13 protein-coding genes are annotated in these 19,974 nt (G+C 44.4%); 10 read left to right on the plus strand and 3 right to left on the minus strand.

Annotated features, from left to right (window positions below):
- The first annotated feature begins 35 nt into the window (after positions 1 to 35).
- From AACM02_RS05400 to AACM02_RS05430, 7 genes are all read left to right on the plus strand, one after another.
- The gene (locus tag AACM02_RS05400; protein WP_214062744.1) at positions 36 to 1,379 is read left to right on the plus strand and encodes a hypothetical protein; all 1,344 of its coding nucleotides are present in this window, start codon (positions 36 to 38) and stop codon (positions 1,377 to 1,379) included.
- 110 nt (positions 1,380 to 1,489) lie between these two features.
- Entirely contained in the window at positions 1,490 to 2,851 is a 1,362-nt protein-coding gene (locus AACM02_RS05405; protein ID WP_332456472.1) for a hypothetical protein, read from the plus strand.
- Positions 2,852 to 2,864: 13 nt separating this feature from the next.
- Positions 2,865 to 3,491 (plus strand): LPS export ABC transporter periplasmic protein LptC, encoded by a 627-nt coding sequence (gene lptC / locus AACM02_RS05410; RefSeq protein ID WP_339116298.1) that lies wholly within the window; start codon positions 2,865 to 2,867, stop codon positions 3,489 to 3,491.
- Between the two features lie 26 nt (positions 3,492 to 3,517).
- Positions 3,518 to 4,780 (plus strand): hemolysin family protein, encoded by a 1,263-nt coding sequence (locus AACM02_RS05415; protein WP_214063234.1) that lies wholly within the window; start codon positions 3,518 to 3,520, stop codon positions 4,778 to 4,780.
- Positions 4,781 to 4,979: 199 nt separating this feature from the next.
- Positions 4,980 to 5,930 (plus strand): IS30 family transposase, encoded by a 951-nt coding sequence (locus tag AACM02_RS05420; RefSeq protein WP_238866016.1) that lies wholly within the window; start codon positions 4,980 to 4,982, stop codon positions 5,928 to 5,930.
- Between the two features lie 138 nt (positions 5,931 to 6,068).
- On the plus strand, positions 6,069 to 8,204 hold the full coding sequence (locus AACM02_RS05425) for a peptidylprolyl isomerase (protein ID WP_339116299.1): 2,136 nt from the start codon (positions 6,069 to 6,071) through the stop codon (positions 8,202 to 8,204).
- 255 nt (positions 8,205 to 8,459) lie between these two features.
- Positions 8,460 to 9,782 (plus strand): ammonium transporter, encoded by a 1,323-nt coding sequence (locus AACM02_RS05430; RefSeq protein ID WP_286849376.1) that lies wholly within the window; start codon positions 8,460 to 8,462, stop codon positions 9,780 to 9,782.
- Positions 9,783 to 9,813: 31 nt separating this feature from the next.
- Here the strand turns inward: AACM02_RS05430 and ppk1 are convergent, their stop codons facing one another.
- Together ppk1 and AACM02_RS05440 are read right to left on the minus strand one after the other, a co-directional pair.
- A complete protein-coding gene (gene ppk1, locus AACM02_RS05435) occupies positions 9,814 to 11,901 on the minus strand; it encodes a polyphosphate kinase 1 (protein ID WP_339116300.1) in 2,088 nt (695 codons plus the stop codon).
- Between the two features lie 36 nt (positions 11,902 to 11,937).
- Positions 11,938 to 12,300, minus strand: a complete 363-nt coding sequence (locus tag AACM02_RS05440) for a four helix bundle protein (protein WP_214063169.1) — start codon at positions 12,298 to 12,300, stop codon at positions 11,938 to 11,940.
- A 227-nt stretch (positions 12,301 to 12,527) separates the two neighbouring features.
- Between AACM02_RS05440 and AACM02_RS05445 the strand changes: the two genes are divergently transcribed.
- Positions 12,528 to 13,025: a metallophosphoesterase gene (locus AACM02_RS05445; protein WP_339116301.1), complete on the plus strand. Its 498-nt coding sequence runs from the start codon at positions 12,528 to 12,530 to the stop codon at positions 13,023 to 13,025.
- Here AACM02_RS05445 and AACM02_RS05450 read toward each other — a convergent pair.
- On the minus strand, positions 13,022 to 13,657 hold the full coding sequence (locus tag AACM02_RS05450) for a LysE family translocator (RefSeq protein WP_214063171.1): 636 nt from the start codon (positions 13,655 to 13,657) through the stop codon (positions 13,022 to 13,024). The two genes, AACM02_RS05445 and AACM02_RS05450, sit on opposite strands and share 4 nt — an antisense overlap.
- A 135-nt stretch (positions 13,658 to 13,792) precedes the next feature.
- Between AACM02_RS05450 and purL the strand changes: the two genes are divergently transcribed.
- Entirely contained in the window at positions 13,793 to 17,476 is a 3,684-nt protein-coding gene (gene purL, locus AACM02_RS05455; RefSeq protein ID WP_339116302.1) for a phosphoribosylformylglycinamidine synthase, read from the plus strand.
- Between the two features lie 96 nt (positions 17,477 to 17,572).
- On the plus strand, positions 17,573 to 19,960 hold the full coding sequence (locus AACM02_RS05460; protein ID WP_339116303.1) for a TonB-dependent receptor: 2,388 nt from the start codon (positions 17,573 to 17,575) through the stop codon (positions 19,958 to 19,960).
- Positions 19,961 to 19,974 lie beyond the last annotated feature (14 nt).

Genomic DNA, 19,974 nt, shown 5'->3' on the forward strand with positions numbered 1-19,974 from the left:
ATCGACCAACGTCTTGTTGATTTTAATGAAAAAGAATGAACATAACAACTAAACGTCATCTCTCGTTACTTGTTTTCTTTACTGTCACCACCGCTATTTTTGCACAACAGGTAGGGTCTAACTCACCATACGGCAGGTACGGTTACGGCCTTTTGTCCAACCAATCGTTGGGTGCCTCCGAAGCTATGGGTGGAATCAGCTACGGACTCAGAAGAAGCCAGCAGGTGAATCCCGGAAATCCGGCATCATACTCCAAACTCGATTCACTTACGTTTATTTTTGACCTTGGTGTTTCGGGGCATTATGCTTCTTACAGCGACGGACTGAACAAGCAGAATTTTTACAACGGGAATCTCGATTATATTGCCATACAGTTTCCTGTCCTAAGCAAGGTTGGTGCCAGCATTGGGCTTTTGCCGTATTCGAAAGTAGGATATAACTATGGGCAGACACGTTCGCTTTCCGATATCGTTTACGAGGAAGTATTTCGTGGAACTGGAGGGTTGAGCCAGATTTATGCTGGAATTGCGTATGAACCCATTCCGTATTTCTCCGTTGGAGCTAACGTTTCTTATCTTTTTGGGAATTTCAGCTACAGCAGCGTGTCTGTGCCGAGAACTGCGACGGGTGCTACTATTGGTGAAGAAAAGAAAAAATATTCCATCCGGGATTTAAAATATGATTTTGGAGCACAGGTCACGTTCCCTGTCGACAAGACAAGTTCGTTTACGTTAGGAGCTGTTTTCAGTCCGAAATTAGCTTCAAAATCCGATGTTTATGCAACGGAAATGATGTTTCTGTCAGACCCTTATACCAATCCCTATCAAAATCCGAGTGAAGTGCTGCGTGATGATACTCTTTCCAGTCAGCAGTTTCATTTGCCGGCAACCTATGGATTGGGAGTAACTTATTCCAATACAAATCTGCTTGTAGGACTAGACGGAACTTTTCAGCAATGGAACGGATTGGATTATCCCGAGGTTTTAGACGGATTGACCCCTGAAAATCGGTTCAATAACGCTTACAGGATCAATGCAGGCGCAGAATACGTTGTCGATCCGTACAGCCGTGATTTTTTCAGTAGAGTACGCCTAAGGGCCGGTATTTCCTACGGAAATTCATATGCCAACGTCAGCGTTTATAATCCATCTACCAATCAAAGTGTAGGGGTTGGAGGTTTTAAAGAGTATGGAATTAACTTCGGATTGGGGTTGCCGTTCAGGGATTCTATGTCCGGAAGGTTGTCATTGCTTAATATCGGATTTGGTTACACATCCCAGCGTCCCGACTTGCCATACATGATTAAGCAAGATATGTTTAAAATTTCCTTGAACATGAATATCAATGAATTTTGGTTTTTCAAAAGACAGTTTAACTGATTTTTTGTATCTTTGTGACGTTTAAATTCAAAACAGATTAAACTTTTTATTTAACATATTGTCCTATTAACAACCAAAATCGGGATTAAAAAAAAATTAAAAAAAAGAATATGAGAAAATTATTATTATCAGGATTTCTTGCAATAGCAACCATTGCAGGTCTCAGCGCCCAGAAAGCAGGATACGATCCGGTAAAAGCTCCTTTCGGACATGGGGAAGACAGCGTAAAATGCCGTATGAATTTGAGCCTTATGACGACTTCTGCTAAGGCTGAAAATTATAAGGAAGCATTAACGCCCTGGAATGCTGTTTACGAGAACTGCCCCGCATCCAGTAGAAATATATATATATTAGGACCACGTATCTTCAAGAGTTTATATGCTTCGGAGACCGATGCTGCCAAAAAGAAACAATATCTCGATAAAACAATGGAGATATACGATACCCGACTGAAATATTATTCGGATGACAAAAAAGGTACCGTTTTGGCATACAAGGCCTATGACTATATGGAGCTGATGGGTGATAAAGCGGATTCGAAGGTCGTTTATCAATGGTTAGGGGAAGCCCTTAAGGAAATGAAATCGGAGATGGAACCTAAAGATGCTTATTCCTATTATATGGTTGCCTCACTTACTCAGTTTCTGACTGACCCGTCCAAGAAAAATCAGTATATAAGCGACTATTTTACCGTTGCCGGTTATGTAGACGAAGCTATCAGCAAAGCAAATGCCGCAAACGATAAAGCAAATGCCGATTACCTGGGATTGGTGAAGGAAGGTATCGTGAAAGCATTTGTAAGCAGTGGAGCCGGCGATTGCAAGACCCTCACGGATTACTATGCCGATAAGGTGGAACCCAACAAGGCAGACAAAGCATTTCTGAACGAAGTGATCAATGCCCTGGGATCGGTAGGTTGCAGTGAATCTGACTTGTATTTTACCGCGTCGGAATACCTTTACAAACTCGAACCTTCTGCCGGTGCAGCTATCGGGTTGGCTAACAAGAGCCTGAGAGATAAGGATTACGATACTGCCATCAAGTACTACCACGAAGGTGCCCAATTGGAAACAGACAAAAATAAAGCTTCCGATTACATGATGCAATTGGCAGGTATTTTTTCAAATCAACGTAACTTCGCCAAATCGCGCCAGGCCGCATACGATGCATTGGAATTCAATCCCAACAACGGAGAAGCGTATATCCTGATCGCACAGTTATATGCAGCATCGGCTCAAAATATTTTCCCGGAAACCGAAAAGAGAGGCCTCGTTTTCTGTGCGGCAGTTGACAAGTTACAAAAGGCCAGATCCGTTGATCCTAGCGTTAGCGGAAAAGCAAATGGCTTAATCAATACTTATTCCGGTTATTTCATGGATACCGAAACGGCTTTCATGATGGGTATCAAGGCAGGTGAGTCCGTTTTTGTCCCCGGATGGATAGGTGAGTCTACCACGGTAAGGTTGAAATAAAACCAGCGATTTGTTGAAAGAACGACAACAGATATATATATTAAAATACATAACAACCGCAGTTTTTGGGGTTGTTATGTTTCTTTTTATCGGATCGTGTGGAAAGAAAGATGAAAAGCTGGTCCATATGAAATTCGATCCGGAAACCATGCCTTCCATGGTTACGGATTCGGCCGTGCAGCTTATCTCCGACTCGGGGAAAACCCGTTATAAAATAGCAGCCGATGTGTGGGAAGTATATGACAAGGCCAAAGAACCGTTCTCTTATTTTCCCGAAGGCTTTTACCTGGAAAGATTCGATGATCGGTTTAATGTCGAAGCTACCGTTATTGCTGACACGGCCTGGCACTACAACGCAAAAAGCCTGTGGCGCGTGAAAGGGAATGTTGAGGTAAAGAATATGCAAGGGCACGAATTCAAGAGTGATGAGCTTTTTTGGGATCAAAAAACGGCTAAGATCTATTCCGATAAATATATCGAGATAAAACGGGGGGCGCTTGAACTGAAGGGATACGGTTTTGAGTCGAATCAGCAAATGACAGATTACCGGATCATGAGACCGCATGACGGCAGATTGCCGTTTGAAGAAGGACCAGTCGCAACAGACTCGGTGCAGTTACAATCTGATTCCATACAATGAGATTCAACAACCTTAATCCATAAACAATGTCTTTCACGTCGCTAATAATCGGATGGTTTATCTTACTCTTCCTGTCGGCGTTCTTCTCCGGTATGGAAGTGGCGTTTGTGTCATCGGATAAGTTGAGATTTGCGATGAGACAAAAGGACAAAGGATTTTACAACCTGATGTTGAATACCATTTATAGTCATCCGCGTCAGTTCCTGGCTACGCTTCTGCTCGGAAACCTCATGGTGCAGGTAGTTTTTATGTACCTGTCGTTGCTGGTAGCTTTCCCTTACATTCAGCAACATATTACACAAAATACTTTTGTGATTTTTCTACTTATAATCGTTGGAGCTACTCTCATTATCCTTCTTAGCGGAGAATTTCTTCCCCGGGCTGTTTTGGTACGTAAACCCAACTTCTGGGTACGCGTATTGGTTGTTCCGGCTTTCTTTTTTTACGTTCTGTTCTTTCCCGTTGCAAAAATTTTCGTCTCTTTTTCCAAAGCCGTTTTAGCTGTTTTCGGCGTGAGGTCCGACAGGACAACTGAGAATGCATTGGGCCGGCTGGAACTGGATTCGTATGTGAGAAAAGGGTTCGAAGAGATTTCTGACGAAAAAGAAGTGGATTCCGAAGTGAAAATTTTCAGGAACGCCCTCGATTTCTCTTCTATGCGCGTGCGTGATTGCATGGTGCCAAGAGCGGATATTGTGGCGATAAATGTGGACGAAGATATTGAAAAGCTGAAAGATTTGTTTATCGAGAGCGGTATTTCCAGAATTCTGGTATATCGGGAAGATATTGACGACATTATCGGATACATTCACGTTTGGGAAATGTTCGATGTCCCGCAGGACTGGACCAAGAGCATTGCCACAGTGTCTTTCGTCCCTGAAAGTATGCAGGCCAGCAAATTGATGAACGACCTCATGCAGCAGCGAAAAAGCATAGCCGTTGTAGTGGATGAGTTTGGAGGAACATCGGGTGTGGTGACTATGGAAGATCTGGTAGAGGAAATTTTCGGTGATATAGAAGATGAATATGACAACAAAGCCCGCTTTGTGAAACAGGAAGGTGATAAAGAGTTTGTGCTTTCGGGGAGGGTGGAAATTGATACCTTAAACGAAGATTATGGGCTCGATATTCCCGAATCGGAGAGTTATTCCACCGTTGCCGGGTATTTATTGCATCACACACAGCGGTTTCCTAAAACCTACGAAACAGTGATCATCGGAAAGTATATGTTCAAAATATTGAAAGTTACCGCCCGGAAAATAGAAGTGGTGCGGCTGACTATTAATTAAGGCTTTCACTCAGGAACTAAGTTCAAGATAGAAGTGCAAAAGATTTGATTACATTACACTTCTTATCTTAATTGTTTTTTTCCAAAATCCCCTTTCAAAAGTGCTTAAGGGGTTTTGAAAAAAACAATTAGTCAATCAGCAACATAAAAAAATAAAAAAGGAGACCGAAGTCTCCCTAAAATTAACTATTATGTTGCTTATGAAAAAATACAAACAGTTAACTTCAGAACAAAGATATGCTATTTATTTAGGCTTACAAAACGGAACAAGCAAGTCTGAAATAGCCAAGCAGATAAAGGTAAATATTTCTACGGTTTATAGGGAATTAAGCCGTAACAAAAACAAAACTGGAGGCTACTCATGGCGTTTGGCACAAGAGATGGCCCAAGAGCGCAAAGAACGTTTACCGGGCAATAGATCGACATCGGAGTGGATTAAACAGAAAATAATCCGTCTCATTCGCAAAGATTGGTCGCCCAAACAAATCAGCGGATATCTCGCAAAATATGATCAAATATCTATCTCTCACGAGACTATTTATCAATGGATCAGGCAAGATAAGAAATCGGGAGGAAACCTTTACAAGCACTGCCGCCACAAGCTCAAATACAGAAAAAGACCCGTAGGTTCTGCCACTAACATACCCAACAGAAAAAGTATTCGCCAAAGGCCAAAAGAGGCCGACGGAAGCCGGTTTGGAGATTTTGAAATGGACACCATAATAGGAAACGGACAAAAGGAAATAATACTGACAATGACAGAAAGAAATACAAACTTTATAATGATGAGAAAACTGCCTATGGGCAAAGACTCTAAGCAGGTTTGCAAGGAAGTCATTGCTATGTTGCTGCCTTATAAGGACAAACTGAAAACCATTACAACAGATAACGGATCCGAGTTTGCAGCACACGAACTGATAACAAAAAAGTTGAAAGTACCGGTATATTTCACTGATCCTTATTCATCGTGGCAAAAAGGAGCTGTTGAAAATGCCAATAAATTAATCCGGCAATACATCCCAAAAGGAGCAACATTTAAAGATTATTCCGATGAGAAAGTAAAAGAAATACAGCATAAACTAAACAGAAGACCAAGAGAAAAATTAGACTTTAGCAATCCTAAAATAGAGTTTTACAAAAATTATTACTAAATTGCACTTGCTGGTTGACTCTAGGGGAATCACTTTTTTCAAAAATATGGAGTTATCTTTCTAATTTTTATTAACTTTGCACTCTTGTTTAAAAGAATGTAAAATATTAATTGTTTATCAAAAACTCAGGATAGTTAAATGGCTACACTACAGAAGATTAGGGATAAGGGCGTGTTTTTGGTCGCCATTATCGGGATTGCGTTACTGGCATTTATTTTGGGAGACTTATTCACCTCGGGAAACACACTTTTTGCCAAATCGCGCGATAAAGCTTTCGTTGTAAACGGGCAGGTGATTTCTACTCAGGAATTCGCTGACAGGATTACCGAATGGGAAAGTTTTCAAAAAATGATCAGTGGACAGACTTCATTGGACGAAAATACATCTCAACAAATCCGGGAAGCGGTTTATGATCAGATGGTTCGTGAACGGATGCTCGACAACGAAGCGGCAAAACTTGGCTTAGCCGTTTCAAAAACAGAAATCAACGATCTGGTACACGGAGAAACGATATCGCCATTACTGCAACAGCTTCCTTTCTTTCTCGATCCGCAAACCGGTATGTTCGACAGGGAAGGCCTGATGCAATTCTTATCCACTGTAAACGCTCCGGTTGAGTCGCTACAGCCGGAAGAGAGAGCTGTAGTTGAGCAATACAAATCGATGTGGTTGTTCATCGAAAACATGGTAAAATATCAACGTCTTCAGGAAAAATACACTACGTTGCTTGCCAATGCCGTGATGGTGAACGATGTTGAAGCAAAAACCACTTTTGACTTGTCGCAACAAAATGCCGATATGGCCTATGTGATGAAGAGTTACTTCACCATACCCGATTCAACGGTCTCGGTTACCGATCAGGAAGTGAAATCGTTTTACGAAAAAAATAAAAACGCTTTCCGGATGAATGTCCCATTGGCCAAAATTACTTATTTTACGAAGGAGATCGTTCCCAGTGATGCTGATTTTGCCGAAATCGAAGCGCAAGCCAATGAAGCGTACCTGAAATTGGTGGAAACCGCAAATCCGGCTTCCGTAGTTGCCGATTATTCTGACATGCCGTTCAGGGATGTATATCTTTCTGCGAATTCACTGACTGAAGGTCAGAAATCATTTGTGGAGTCTGCATCTGTTTCAGACATCAAAGGCCCGGCTCGCGAAGGCGATGCATTTACTATTTATAAACTGTTGGACAAGACGGTAGCTCCCGACTCCGTTCATCTCAGAATGATGGCTATTCCCGATGCATCTATGGCGGGACAAGACAGTATCGTTACTCATTTTGTGGACAGTATTTTTAACGAGATTCAAAGCGGAAAATCATTTGCAGAAGTAGCAAACAGCTTGAATCCACAGTCTAATGGTGGTGATGTGGGCTGGGCTCGCGAGATTGATCTTGCGCAAGCTGGAATTGATGTGGTGAAAGCCGCATTCAGTGCACCGGTGGGACAGGCTTTTAAAATGACAGTTCCCGGGCAACAAATTATTCTTCAGGTGGAAGAAAAAACCGTTCCTGTTCAGAAATATAAAATTGCAACGATCAATATGCCTGTTGTCGTCAGTGAAAAAACATCGAACAACGTAGATAACGAACTCAACCAGTTTGTTTCCGATCCCAACGTAAGCAAGAACTTCAATGAACTTGCCACCCAAAAAGGATATTTTGTTATGCCGGATGCGAGTGTTTCAGCAAACGATTTTTCGTTGATGCAGATCCCGGGATCACGTCAGGTCGTTACCTGGGCGGTAAACGAGAAAAAAATGGGAACCGTGCGTAAGTTCGACATTACCAATATGCGTATAATTGCCCGTGTAGATCAGGTTTATCCGGCTGGTGTGGCCCCCTTACAGGAGGTGGCAACGAGCATTCGTTCTCGACTGAGCAACGATAAGAAAGCCGAAAAAATCATTTCCGATCTGACTGCCAAAAACCTGACCAGTCTGGATGCTTATGCTACTGAAATGCAGTCGAATGTTGATACGGTAAAATTTGTCAACTTCACTACACGGAACATTACAGGATTGGGTTTTGAGCCGACCTTGAATGCTTTCTCTGCCTATGCACCGTTGAATACACTGATACCGCCTGCCAAAGGGAATATGGGTGTCTACGTGGTTAATGTGTTGAGCAGAACCCAGGGAACTGAAACCTATGATGCCAAGGCTCAGAAAGACCTGATTCAAAGTAACAATGCATATATGTTGCAGATGCAGTCTTTGGAGACCTTAAAAAAGAAACTGAAAGTAGAAGATAACCGTTACGTTTTCTTCTAAGTTTTTCGTTTCATAACAAAACAAGAAAGAGGGTGTCTCAAAAAATATGAGGCACTCTCTTTCTTTTTGTGCCCAGGCAATAAGAGCTGTCTCTTGTAAGAGTTTTTTCGAAACATTTGAGTTGACTATATGATATAATAAATAGATAAATAATATATTTATTCTATTATAGCATTGTAAAATAAATCAAAATAATTATATTTGTGGCATATTAAGATTATATAGATAATTTAGGTTATAGAAATATTTCAAAGTATGAACGAAAAAAACTCCAAAAGAAGGTATACGGTGCCTTTTATTGTTATTGTCATTATAGCGGTTTCGGCGCTAATTCCGATGGATAAATCCACAGAATTTTCAAGCTTGGCGATAAACAATGCTGACACTGCCTGGATGCTAATAGCTTCCGCACTGGTATTTTTAATGACACCCGGGCTGGCTTTCTTTTATGGAGGAATGGTTCGGTATAAGAACCTTGTGTCTACTCTTATTCAGAGTTTTATCACGTTGGGAATAATCAGCGTTATTTGGGTTTTGATTGGCTTCAGCCTCGCTTTCGGCGATAGCCTGGGAGGCTTTATCGGAAACCCCGCATCTTTTTTCATGTTCAACAATGTGGGATTGCAGCCCAACCCTGCTTTTTCGGCAACCATTCCATTTGCCCTGTTTGCGGTGTTTCAACTCAAGTTTGCTATTATAACCCCGGCACTCATCACGGGTGGCGTTGCAGAAAGAATTCGTTTTTCGTCGTTAATGGTCTTTATAGTCTTTTTCTCCATTTTTATTTATGCGCCGTTGGCTCATTGGACCTGGCATCCCGAAGGCTTTCTTCGTAAGTGGGGTGTTCTCGACTTTGCCGGAGGGACAGTCGTACACATTTCTGCGGGGTTTGCAGCCCTTTCCGGTGCCATATTCCTGAAAAAACGAAAAGACGGTGGAACCGATAATCCCACTAATATTCCTTATATCTTACTGGGTACCGGGTTGCTTTGGTTCGGTTGGTTCGGTTTTAATGCAGGATCGGCGCTTGCTGCCAATGAACTTGCCGTCAAGGCCTTTTTGAACACAAATTTGGCATCGGCAACGGCTATGGTTACCTGGATGCTTACTGATGGCGCCAGAGGAAAAAAAAGATCGGTGGTGGGAGCTGCTGTAGGTGCGGTGGTTGGATTGGTCGCCATCACTCCTTCCGCTGGTTTTGTAACGGTGGGGCAGAGTATTTTTATCGGTTGCACAGCGTCGCTGGTGAGTTATTTTGCTACCCGGTTGAAATCGAGAAGCAGTATAGACGATACGTTGGATGTTTTTCCATGCCACGGTATCGGAGGTATAACGGGGATGATCCTCACGGGAGTATTTGCCGAAAACGTTGGCCTTATATACGGTGATCCGACCGTTTTCCTGTATCATTTGCTGGCACTGCTTATCGTAGGTGCTTTCACTTTCGGAGGCTCATTCCTGCTGTACAAACTTACCGATCTTATCCTTCCGATGCGGGTAACCGAAATTCAAGAAGAGAGAGGGCTGGATATTACACAACATGGCGAGCTGGCCACAGATGTTCCTTCGAGCTATTAGCTGAAAACGGAAATCTTCCGAGACCCTTAGCTTATTGTCCTGTAGACTGTTTCAGGTAGTCGTGGATTGCCTGTTGCGCGCGGATAGGTGTGTCATCCGGTGATGCCGTATCCCTTTTAAAGACATTATCCAGATGCTCGTTCACCCATACAGCGCTCTGGTTATCCTCCAGTTGGATCTTCAGGATATCGATGATCTGCCGCTTCAACGGCTCGGAATAAACCGGAAAAGCCACTTCGATACGACGGTGAAGGTTGCGCTGCATCCAATCGGCAGAGGTGAGGTAGATCGTTTCTTTACCACCGTTCAGGAAGTACCACACACGGGCATGTTCCAGGTAGGCATCCACAATACGCGTTACCCGGATATTCTTGCTGTAGGGTTGGTTGGGTATCAGGCAGCAGATGCCGCGGATAATCAGGTCGACCTTCACTCCTGCCTCGCTGGCACGATAGAGGGCATTGATCATCCCCTTGTCTTCCAGACTGTTCATTTTTAGGACAATATACCCCTCGCGCCCGCTCTCTACTTCTGTGATTTCCTGTTCAATCATTTGATGGATGGCGGAGAGCATGTTGAACTGGGTTACCAGCAGATGCCTGAAATCATGCATGTAGGGCTTTCCCTCCAACACGCGGAACACTTCGTCAATATCACGGATAATCTCCTTGTTGGAGGTGAGCAACCCCTTGTCGGAATAGATGCGGGCCGTTTTCTCGTTGAAGTTGCCGGTACCCAGGTAGGCATATCCCTTGATCGGGTCATCCGGATCGTTACTCCTTTTCCGCACGTAAGCCAGTTTGGCATGTACCTTCAGCCCCGGCAGGCTGTAGATTATCTTTACGCCTGCCTGTTGCATCAACTCGGAAGAGAGGTAGTTGTTTTCCTCATCAAAACGGGCTTTCAGTTCCACGAAGACGGTCACCTTCTTGCCGTTCTTGGCCGCACTGATCAGGCTGTTGATCACAGCCGAGTTTTCCGCCACACGGTATTGCGTTACTTTGATTTCCAGTACCTTCGGGTCGAAGGCGGCCTGAAGCAGGAAACGCAGCAGGTAGTTGAACGACTGGTAGGGGAAGTGCAGCAGCACATCCTGGCGGCGCAGTACCCGTAGAATCGAATTGTTGGCTTCCAGCTCGGGTACCCGCAGCGGTTGCGGCAGTGTCTGCCGGAGGCGGTCACCCACCGGGTTGGGCAACTTCATCAGGTCGGCCAGGTTCAGGTAACGTCCTGAGGGAAGCAGCTCCTCCTCTTCGATCTCATACGCCTCACAGAGATATTTTAGGAAGTAACCGGGCATGTCCTTGTCGTACTGAAAGCGGGTCACTGCCCCGATCTTACGTTTGCGTACCTTGCGCAGAATCCGCTCGGCTATATCTTTCTGATCCTCGTTCTCGAGAGAGAAGTCGGCATCGCGCGAAATCTTGATGCTGTAGCAATCCACTATTTCATAACCAGGGAAAACGCTCTGCATGTTCGCCTTGATCAGGTCGTCAATGAAGATGATATAGTGGTTACCTCCAAAGGAAGGCAGTTCCACGAAACGCGGTACCTTGGTGTAAGGAATCTTCATGATGGCGTAGGTATAGGAGGAGTTATCTCCTGTCTTTTTCTTTTTTTTCTTCACCAGGCTTACCACCTGATAGATACGCCCATCCTGGATGAAAGAGTGGATATCGTCTTTCAGGATAATCATCGGTTGCAGGTAAGGAAACACCTCTTCGTTAAAGTACTTCTCCACGTAGGCACGGTGGAAGGGCTCCACCTCATCGGTCTGATATAAAATGATATTGTTCTTTTCCAGTTCGGGAAGAATCATCTCGTTGAATATGCGGTAATATTCTTTTTCCTGCTCCGTGACTTCGTTATTGATCTCCATAAGTGTTTGCAGTGCTTCTTCTTCCGATTCGTCACGGCTGATGTTTTTCAATATTGAACTGTGGTATCCGGATACGCGGATTTTGTAAAACTCTTCCAGGTTGGAAGAGTAGATCGATAGAAATTTAATCCGCTCGTAAACCGGAAGCGATTCATCCTTTGCTTCCAGCAAGACACGGTGGTTAAACGACAGCCAGCTTATGTCGCGCTTAAAGTATTTGTAGGGTGAATTGTTGTTCATTTTTTTAGATTGAAAATAGATTGAATGAGATTGAATTTATAATTTTTTTCTCATTGCAGCTAAAATTTTCAGCAATTCTTCGCTCTCCGCATGTAACGATTTTACATAATCGGTTGTGAGTATTCCCGATGCGATTATCAAGTCGAGCCACATTTCCGTTTCATCAGCTTCTTCAACTGCTATGGTTAATTTACTGAAAAATTCTGCTTTAGATCTGCTTCGCAATGCTGCCCTATAGTTTGCGTACATTGACGTTCCCGATTTTGTGAGTTGATAATTGAGCACTTTGCCGCGTGTTTTCTCAGGCAACATTTCGGACAAAGATAAAATCTCAAGGGAAAAAGCCCTCAATCTGTCTCTTATTTCTATTTTGTAATTTATCCACTCTTGATTACTCATAGTCGGATTTTCAAGTTCTGATATACAAGAAGCAAAGCCAAGATATAACTGTATTTGGCGCTTTTTAATCTTTTTAATTAAACAATAAAATTAGTAACTTTGTTGCAATAAAAAAAGAATAAATGGGGAAATGCCCCCACTACTGCATTCAATCTATTTTCAATCTATTTTCAATCTGTTTTCAATCTGTTTTCAATCTGTTTTCAATCTACATCAATCTTAACTGAATGAAAAAAATAGGCTTACTTTCCGACACACATAATGTCTGGGACGAAAAATACGAAAATTATTTTGCCAATTGCGATGAAATCTGGCATGCGGGAGATATCGGTTCCTTGGAGTTAGCCGGAAAATTTGAGAGTCTCAAACCGTTCAGGGCGGTTTACGGAAATATCGACGATTTTTCTACACGGAGAATATATCCTGAAACGTTACGGTTTACGTTGGAAGGTGTAGATGTCCTTATGACACATATCGGAGGATATCCCGGAAAATATGACCCGAAAATCCGGTCACAACTTTTTTCAAAACCCCCTAGCCTTTTTATTTGTGGACATTCTCATATACTAAAAGTCATTTACGATAAGGAGTTAGGTTGTTTACACATGAATCCGGGTGCAGCGGGAAAATATGGTTTTCATCGGGTGAGAACGCTGTTGCGGTTTATGTTAGACAATGGAGATATCAGGGATCTGGAAGTTATCGAGATAGGAAAACACGGCTAGAGTGCAACGCCGAATATCGACATGAAAATTCCGACAACACTGATAATTATCAAAATTAACCCAATCGTTTTGTTCAGAATGGATAATCCCTTTCGGTTAAAATGCTTACGCAGCCGTGAAATAAACAAACTAAGAAAGAACCACCATATCAATGCTCCCGCGGAAATTGCCACAAGTGCCAGCATCAGGTAGCCTTTCCCTTCGGTTACGGGAGTAAACGTGAACCGGGCGTACAGGGTGATGAAAACGAAAATAATAAACACGTTGGACAGGGTGATGAAGAAGGAGGAGATAAAATCGCGAAAATGGTGTTTCGTTTCGATCTTGACCTGGGGTGTCCATCCTTTCAGGGGATTCGTACGGAAAACCACATAGCCGAAGAAAATAAGGACCACACTGCCGGTTAATTGAATCAGCAACTCGTTTTTTTTCAAGAAATCTTCCACAAGACTCATCCCAAGCAACGTGATAAGAGCATAGATCAAGTCGGAAAGCAGAGCGCCCAAACCGGTGATGAATCCGGACCACCTGCCCTTGTTTAGCGTTCGCTGTACGCACAGCATATTCACTGGTCCCATCGGCGCTGAGACCAACAGGCCGATAATAAATCCTTTTACAATAGTTTCAAACATTTGACTGCACCGAAGAAATTATGGTTTTTATGGTCGCAAAGATACCTCCATTCTTAAAACCTACAAAAAAAGATTTTGTCTCCGGTTTTACGTAGGTTTTGATTAACTTTGCAACTAAATAGAAGATAAACTCATATGATCACTTTTTTCAGAACTCCGTCGCAAAGCATCATTGCCGTTGATGCAATACATCCTATTCAGAATGAACTTCAAGAACGATTGATTTGGCTGTTCGGTAATGCGGAACCGATTCCCTTTTTCGAGATAAACGAAAAATTTACCGGTCCGCGACGCGAGATGATCACACCCTGGAGTACATGTGCTGTGGAGATTACTCAAAATATGGGAATTACCGGCATTACCCGGATAGAAGAATATTTTCCGGCCGGTGAAGTTCCGGAATACGATCCAATGCTTCAACGGATTTATAAAAAGCTTGATCAGGATATTTTTACTACCGATAAACAACCGGAATCCATTGTCCTGATCGATGATATTGAGGCTTATAATCAGCAAGAGGGGCTTGCATTGAACGAAGACGAAATTGATTACCTCAACAATGTGAGCCGGAAAATGGGCAGGAAACTTACCGATAGTGAAGTTTTCGGTTTTTCGCAGGTAAACTCGGAGCATTGCCGCCACAAAATATTTAACGGAAAATTTGTGATTGATGGAGAAGAAAAAGAAAGTTCTCTTTTTCAATTGATAAAAAAAACATCGGGCGTAAATCCCAACGCGTTGATATCGGCATATAAAGATAACGTGGCTTTCGTTCAGGGGCCAACCATCGAACAGTTTGCGCCGGCAAGCGGCGATAAACCTGATTTCTTCGAAACCCGTGAAATAGAAAGTGTCCTTTCTTTGAAAGCGGAGACACACAACTTTCCCACAACCGTAGAGCCTTTCAACGGGGCTTCTACCGGAACAGGAGGAGAAATTCGTGATCGCCTTGCGGGGGGGAAGGCTTCGCTTCCTTCTGCAGGAACAGCGGTCTACATGACCTCCTATCCCCGTATGGAAGAAGGGCGTGAGTGGGAAAAGATATTGCCGGAGCGCAGGTGGCTTTATCAAACGCCGGAGCAGATCCTGATCAAAGCCTCGAACGGGGCTTCCGATTTCGGGAATAAATACGGCCAGCCGCTTATTTGCGGTTCATTACTCACGTTTGAACACGTCGAGAATTACAAGAAATTCGGTTACGATAAAGTAATCATGCTGGCCGGAGGTGTTGGCTTTGCCAATAAGCTCAACGCGTTAAAAGGCAATCCACAGCCCGGGGAGAAAGTGATTGTGATGGGAGGGGATAATTACCGGATCGGAATGGGCGGTGGAGCCGTTTCGTCGGTAAACACCGGTGAATATTCTTCGGGAATTGAACTGAATGCCGTACAGCGTGCGAACCCAGAAATGCAGAAACGTGTGGCCAATGTCATTCGTACGTTGGCTGAATCGGAAGATAATCCCATCGTTTCCATCCACGACCACGGTGCAGGCGGGCATTTAAACTGCTTGTCGGAACTGGTGGAAAAAACCGGTGGAAAAATTGAAATGGAGAAGTTACCAGTAGGTGATCCAACTCTTTCCGCAAAAGAGATTATCGGTAACGAAAGCCAGGAGAGAATGGGTTTGTTGGTCCCTGAAAAAGACATCGACCGCATCAGGCAGATTGCTGAACGGGAACGGGCACCTTTCTACGTGGTGGGTGAAACTACAGGAGATATGAGGCTGACATTCCAGCAAGCCGATGGGAAAATGCCCATTGATATGGAGATGGAAGATTTCTTCGGAAAATCACCAAAAACGGTAATGAGCGACGCTACTGTGGAAGAGACCTATACTTCCCCCGACTACGATGAGAATAACCTGAAGACATATATAGAGAATGTGCTCAGGCTGGAAGCTGTTGCCTGCAAAGACTGGCTTACCAATAAAGTGGACCGGTCGGTGACCGGGAAAGTGGCGCGTCAGCAATGTCAGGGAGAGATTCAGCTTCCGCTGAGCGATTGCGGTGCAGTTGCACTTGACTATAGGGGATATGCCGGAGTGGCGACTTCCATCGGACATGCTCCGCAGGTAGCCTTGATCGACCCGGCTGCCGGGTCGGTAGTGGCAATAGCCGAGGCCCTGACCAACATCGTGCTCGCACCACTAAAAGATGGATTACAAAGCGTTTCGTTAAGCGCTAACTGGATGTGGCCGTGCCGTAACGAAGGAGAGGATGCCCGGTTGTATAAGGCCGTTGAAGCTTGTTCCGATTTTGCCTGCGACTTGGGAATAAACATTCCAACGGGAAAAGATTCGCTCTCCATGACGCAGAAATACGGTGACGACAAGGTGTTCTCACCGGGAACAGTAATTATTTCCGCGGCTGCAGAAGTGAAAAACATCCGTAAGATCGTTTCTCCTGCTCTGGCGTATATAAAAGGCACGTACGTTTATTATGTTGATTTTTCGTTCGATGCGTTACGCTTGGGCGGTTCAGCTTTTTTGCAGACACTGGGTAAAGTTGGCGATGAAGCACCTACCGTGAGTGATAGCGAATATTTCAAAAATGCTTTTGCTGCTGTGCAGGAGCTGGTTAATCGCGGATTGATTATCGCGGGACATGACATCTCTGCTGGGGGAATGGTTACCGCCATGCTCGAGATGTGTTTTTCCAACCCGCAGGGAGGGTTGGATGCGCGATTGGACAAGATCCGTCATTCCGACCTGATTAAGATTCTCTTTGCCGAAAATCCGGGTGTCCTTATTCAGGTGAAACACCATCACCTGGTAGAGAAAATCCTGAATGATTACGGCATTGGTTTTGCTATCGTTGCCCGCCCTATCGAAGAGCGCAGGCTGATCATCGAAAAAGGAGAATTCAAACAGGAGTTTGATATCGATGTCCTTCGGGACGTATGGTATCGCACCTCCTACCTGTTCGACAAAAAACAGAGCGGCGAGGAATGCGCCCTGGACCGGTTCAAAAATTACAAAAAACAACCGCTGCAATTTAATTTCCTGCCTTCATTTACCGGGAAAATGCAAGACCTGGATTTGAATCCCGACAGGAAAGAGCGTTCGGGACTGACCGCAGCCATCATCCGCGACAAGGGAACCAACGGAGAACGTGAAATGGCATACGCACTCTTTCTCGCCGGATTTGATGTGAAAGACGTGCACATGACCGATTTGACATCGGGACGCGAAACACTGGAAGACGTGCAATTTGCCGTTTTCTGTGGAGGGTTTTCCAATTCAGACGTTTTTGGCTCGGCAAAAGGTTGGGCAGGTGGTATCCTCTATAACGGGAAAGCCAGAAAAACCATTGAAAATTTCTATGCGCGCCCCGATACGTTAAGCCTGGGCATTTGCAACGGCTGCCAGTTATTGATGGAGTTGGGTTTGATTTATCCCGAAGCGGGGAAAGCCCATCCGAAAATGCAGCACAACAGGTCGCACAAATTTGAATCGGCATTCCTTAGCGTGGAAATTCCCCAAAACTCCTCGGTGATGCTGAAATCACTCGCCGGAACCAAACTTGGTATCTGGGTGGCACACGGCGAAGGACGTTTCGAGTTGCCTGGACAGGAGTCTGCCTACAACATCGCGGCGAAATACGTCTACGACGAGTATCCCGGAAATCCCAACGGTTCCGATTATAAAGCCGCTGCTGTTTGTTCGGCTGATGGCCGCCACTTGGCCATGATGCCGCACCTGGAGCGCACCATTTTTCCGTGGCAGAATGCCTGGTATCCTTATGAATTCCGTAAGCACGACGTTACACCCTGGATGGAGGCGTTTGTCAATGCACGGGAGTGGCTGAAAAAAAAATAGAGCTTGGGGGAGGCCTGGAGAAAACAAAAATCTTGTTTTTTTGTTAATAGTGGCATATTTATTGCCATGTATTTATAATTAGTATAAATAAAATTTATGAAAAGACTTGTTATTGTGTTTTCTTTTATTTTTATCGGATCGGTTCTCTTTGCCCAGAAAGGTATCATCAAAGGGCGTATTTTAAATGCGAAAACAAACGAGCCGATTGAATTTGCCAACATTCAGATACAAGGGACCAGTATCGGGTCTACTTCGGATTTAGATGGAAACTTTATTTTCACGGGTATCGACCCGGGTTTTGTCCGTTTAGCGGCAAGTTTTATCGGTTTTGAAACGACCGTATCTTCAGAAATTCAAGTCCAGGGAAATCAAACCACATTTATTGATATTGAGTTGCCCGAAACGGCTATTTCACTCGAAGAAGTTGTGGTTCGCCCCAACTTTAGCCTCAAACGGATAGAGAGTCCCGTTTCAATATTGACCATCGGAGTGCAGGAGATTGAAAAAAGTGCCGGCGTGAACCGTGATGTGTCAAAAGCGATGCAAACACTTCCGGGTGTGGGGGCTACGGACCCTAACCGGAACGATTTGATCGTGAGAGGTGGTGGCCCTTCAGAAAATGTTTTTTACCTCGATGGGATCGAGATCCCAATAATCAACCACTTTTCCACGCAAGGCTCGTCCGGTGGAGTTGTCGGCGTGGTTAACCCCGATTTTGTCCGGGAAATCAGTTTTTATACCGGTGCCTTTCCTGCTAACCGCACGAATGCGCTCAGCTCCGTCATGGAAATCAGGCAAAAAGAAGGCAGCCGGGACCGTGTGCATACGAAGCTCTCGGTCGGCGCATCTGATGCGGCTATTACTGTTGACGGCCCTGCCGGGACAAATTCAACGTTTATCGCATCAGCCCGGCAATCTTACCTTCAGTTGTTGTTCAAAGCTATCGGACTGCCGTTCCTGCCTACCTACAATGACTTTCAGATGAGATACAAGTACAACATTAACGCGAAGAACGAGTTGACCTTCATCGGTATCGGTGCCATAGACAACATGACGTTGAATACCGGATTGCAGGAATCCGGAACGGAATCCCAGCGCTACCTGTTGGGTTACCTTCCTGTCTACAACCAATGGAATTATACGGTTGGAACAGTATTCAAGCATTTCGGAAGCCGCTTTTTCGATACGTGGGCATTGAGCCGGAATATGCTTCGGAACAAAAACTTTAAATACCTCGATAACGATGAAAGCAAACCCAAAACACTCGATTATCTCTCCGACGAAGCCGAAAATAAACTGCGTTTTGAACGGGTTTATACGGGTTTACCCGTGAAACTTATGCTGGGGGGAGGTATCGAGTACGCTCGTTATACCAATTCAACTTTAGCTAAAGTCTTTCTGAACGGCACGGTTAATGATATAAATTACCACAACACTCAACTCGGCTTATTCGGATATCAGGCATTTGCACAAGTTTCGGACGAATACCTTAAGAACCGCCTGAAATTGTCGCTCGGGATAAGCACGGTAGGCAACAACTTCAACGACAACATGAAGGATCCCCTGAACCAGTTGTCGCCTCGATTTTCGGCTTCGTACGTGCTTACGGACAAGTGGGATTTGAATGCCAACTTCGGACGTTACGCTATGCAGCCGGCTTATACGTCGCTCGGGTTTAAAAATGCAGCAGGAGAATACGCCAATCGCAACGAAGGGGTGAAATACATCTTTTCCAACCAGGCGATTTTGGGCGTGGAGTTCCGTCCGAAGAACAACGTAAGAATGACGCTCGAAGGGTTTTACAAACAGTACGAAAATTATCCGTTGTCGGTTTCCGATGGGATTAGCCTGGCAAGCAAAGGAACGGAATACGGCCAGGTGGGCGACGAAGAAGTCTTGTCTGCCGGTAAGGGACGTGCCTACGGCGTTGAGTTTTTCAGCAAGATATTGGAATGGAACAACCTGAACGTAACTACAACATACACTTTTTTCCGCAGTGAGTTTACTGATAAGGAAGGGGTTTACAGGCCTTCGTCGTGGGATACGAAGCACTTGCTTAACCTCATTGGTAGTTATAAATTTCCGAAAAACTGGAACGTGTCTGCCCGTTGGCGTTTTGTGGGCGGTGCACCCTATACCCCCGTGGATATGGATTTATCCACAAATAAAGCGGCCTGGAACATTACCAACCGGGCATATATCGATTACAGCAACTTCAATTCGTTGCGCCTTCCCAACGCGCATCAGTTGGACATGCGTATAGATAAGGAGATCTATTACAAGAAATGGACGCTGAACCTCTATGCGGACGTGCAGAACGTCTATAACTTTAAATCGAGAAATGCGCCGATTTATACCAACAAGGATGTTGACGGTGCCGTTATGGATGATCCGGCCGATCCTGAAAACCGTCAGCGAATCCGTATAATTGACGCCTATAGTGGCACCGTATTGCCTACGGTAGGGATAATCATTAAAATGTAAACTCTAAACACGGT

Source organism: Petrimonas sp. (assembly GCF_963921705.1).
Classification (GTDB): Bacteria; Bacteroidota; Bacteroidia; order Bacteroidales; family Dysgonomonadaceae; genus Petrimonas; species Petrimonas sulfuriphila.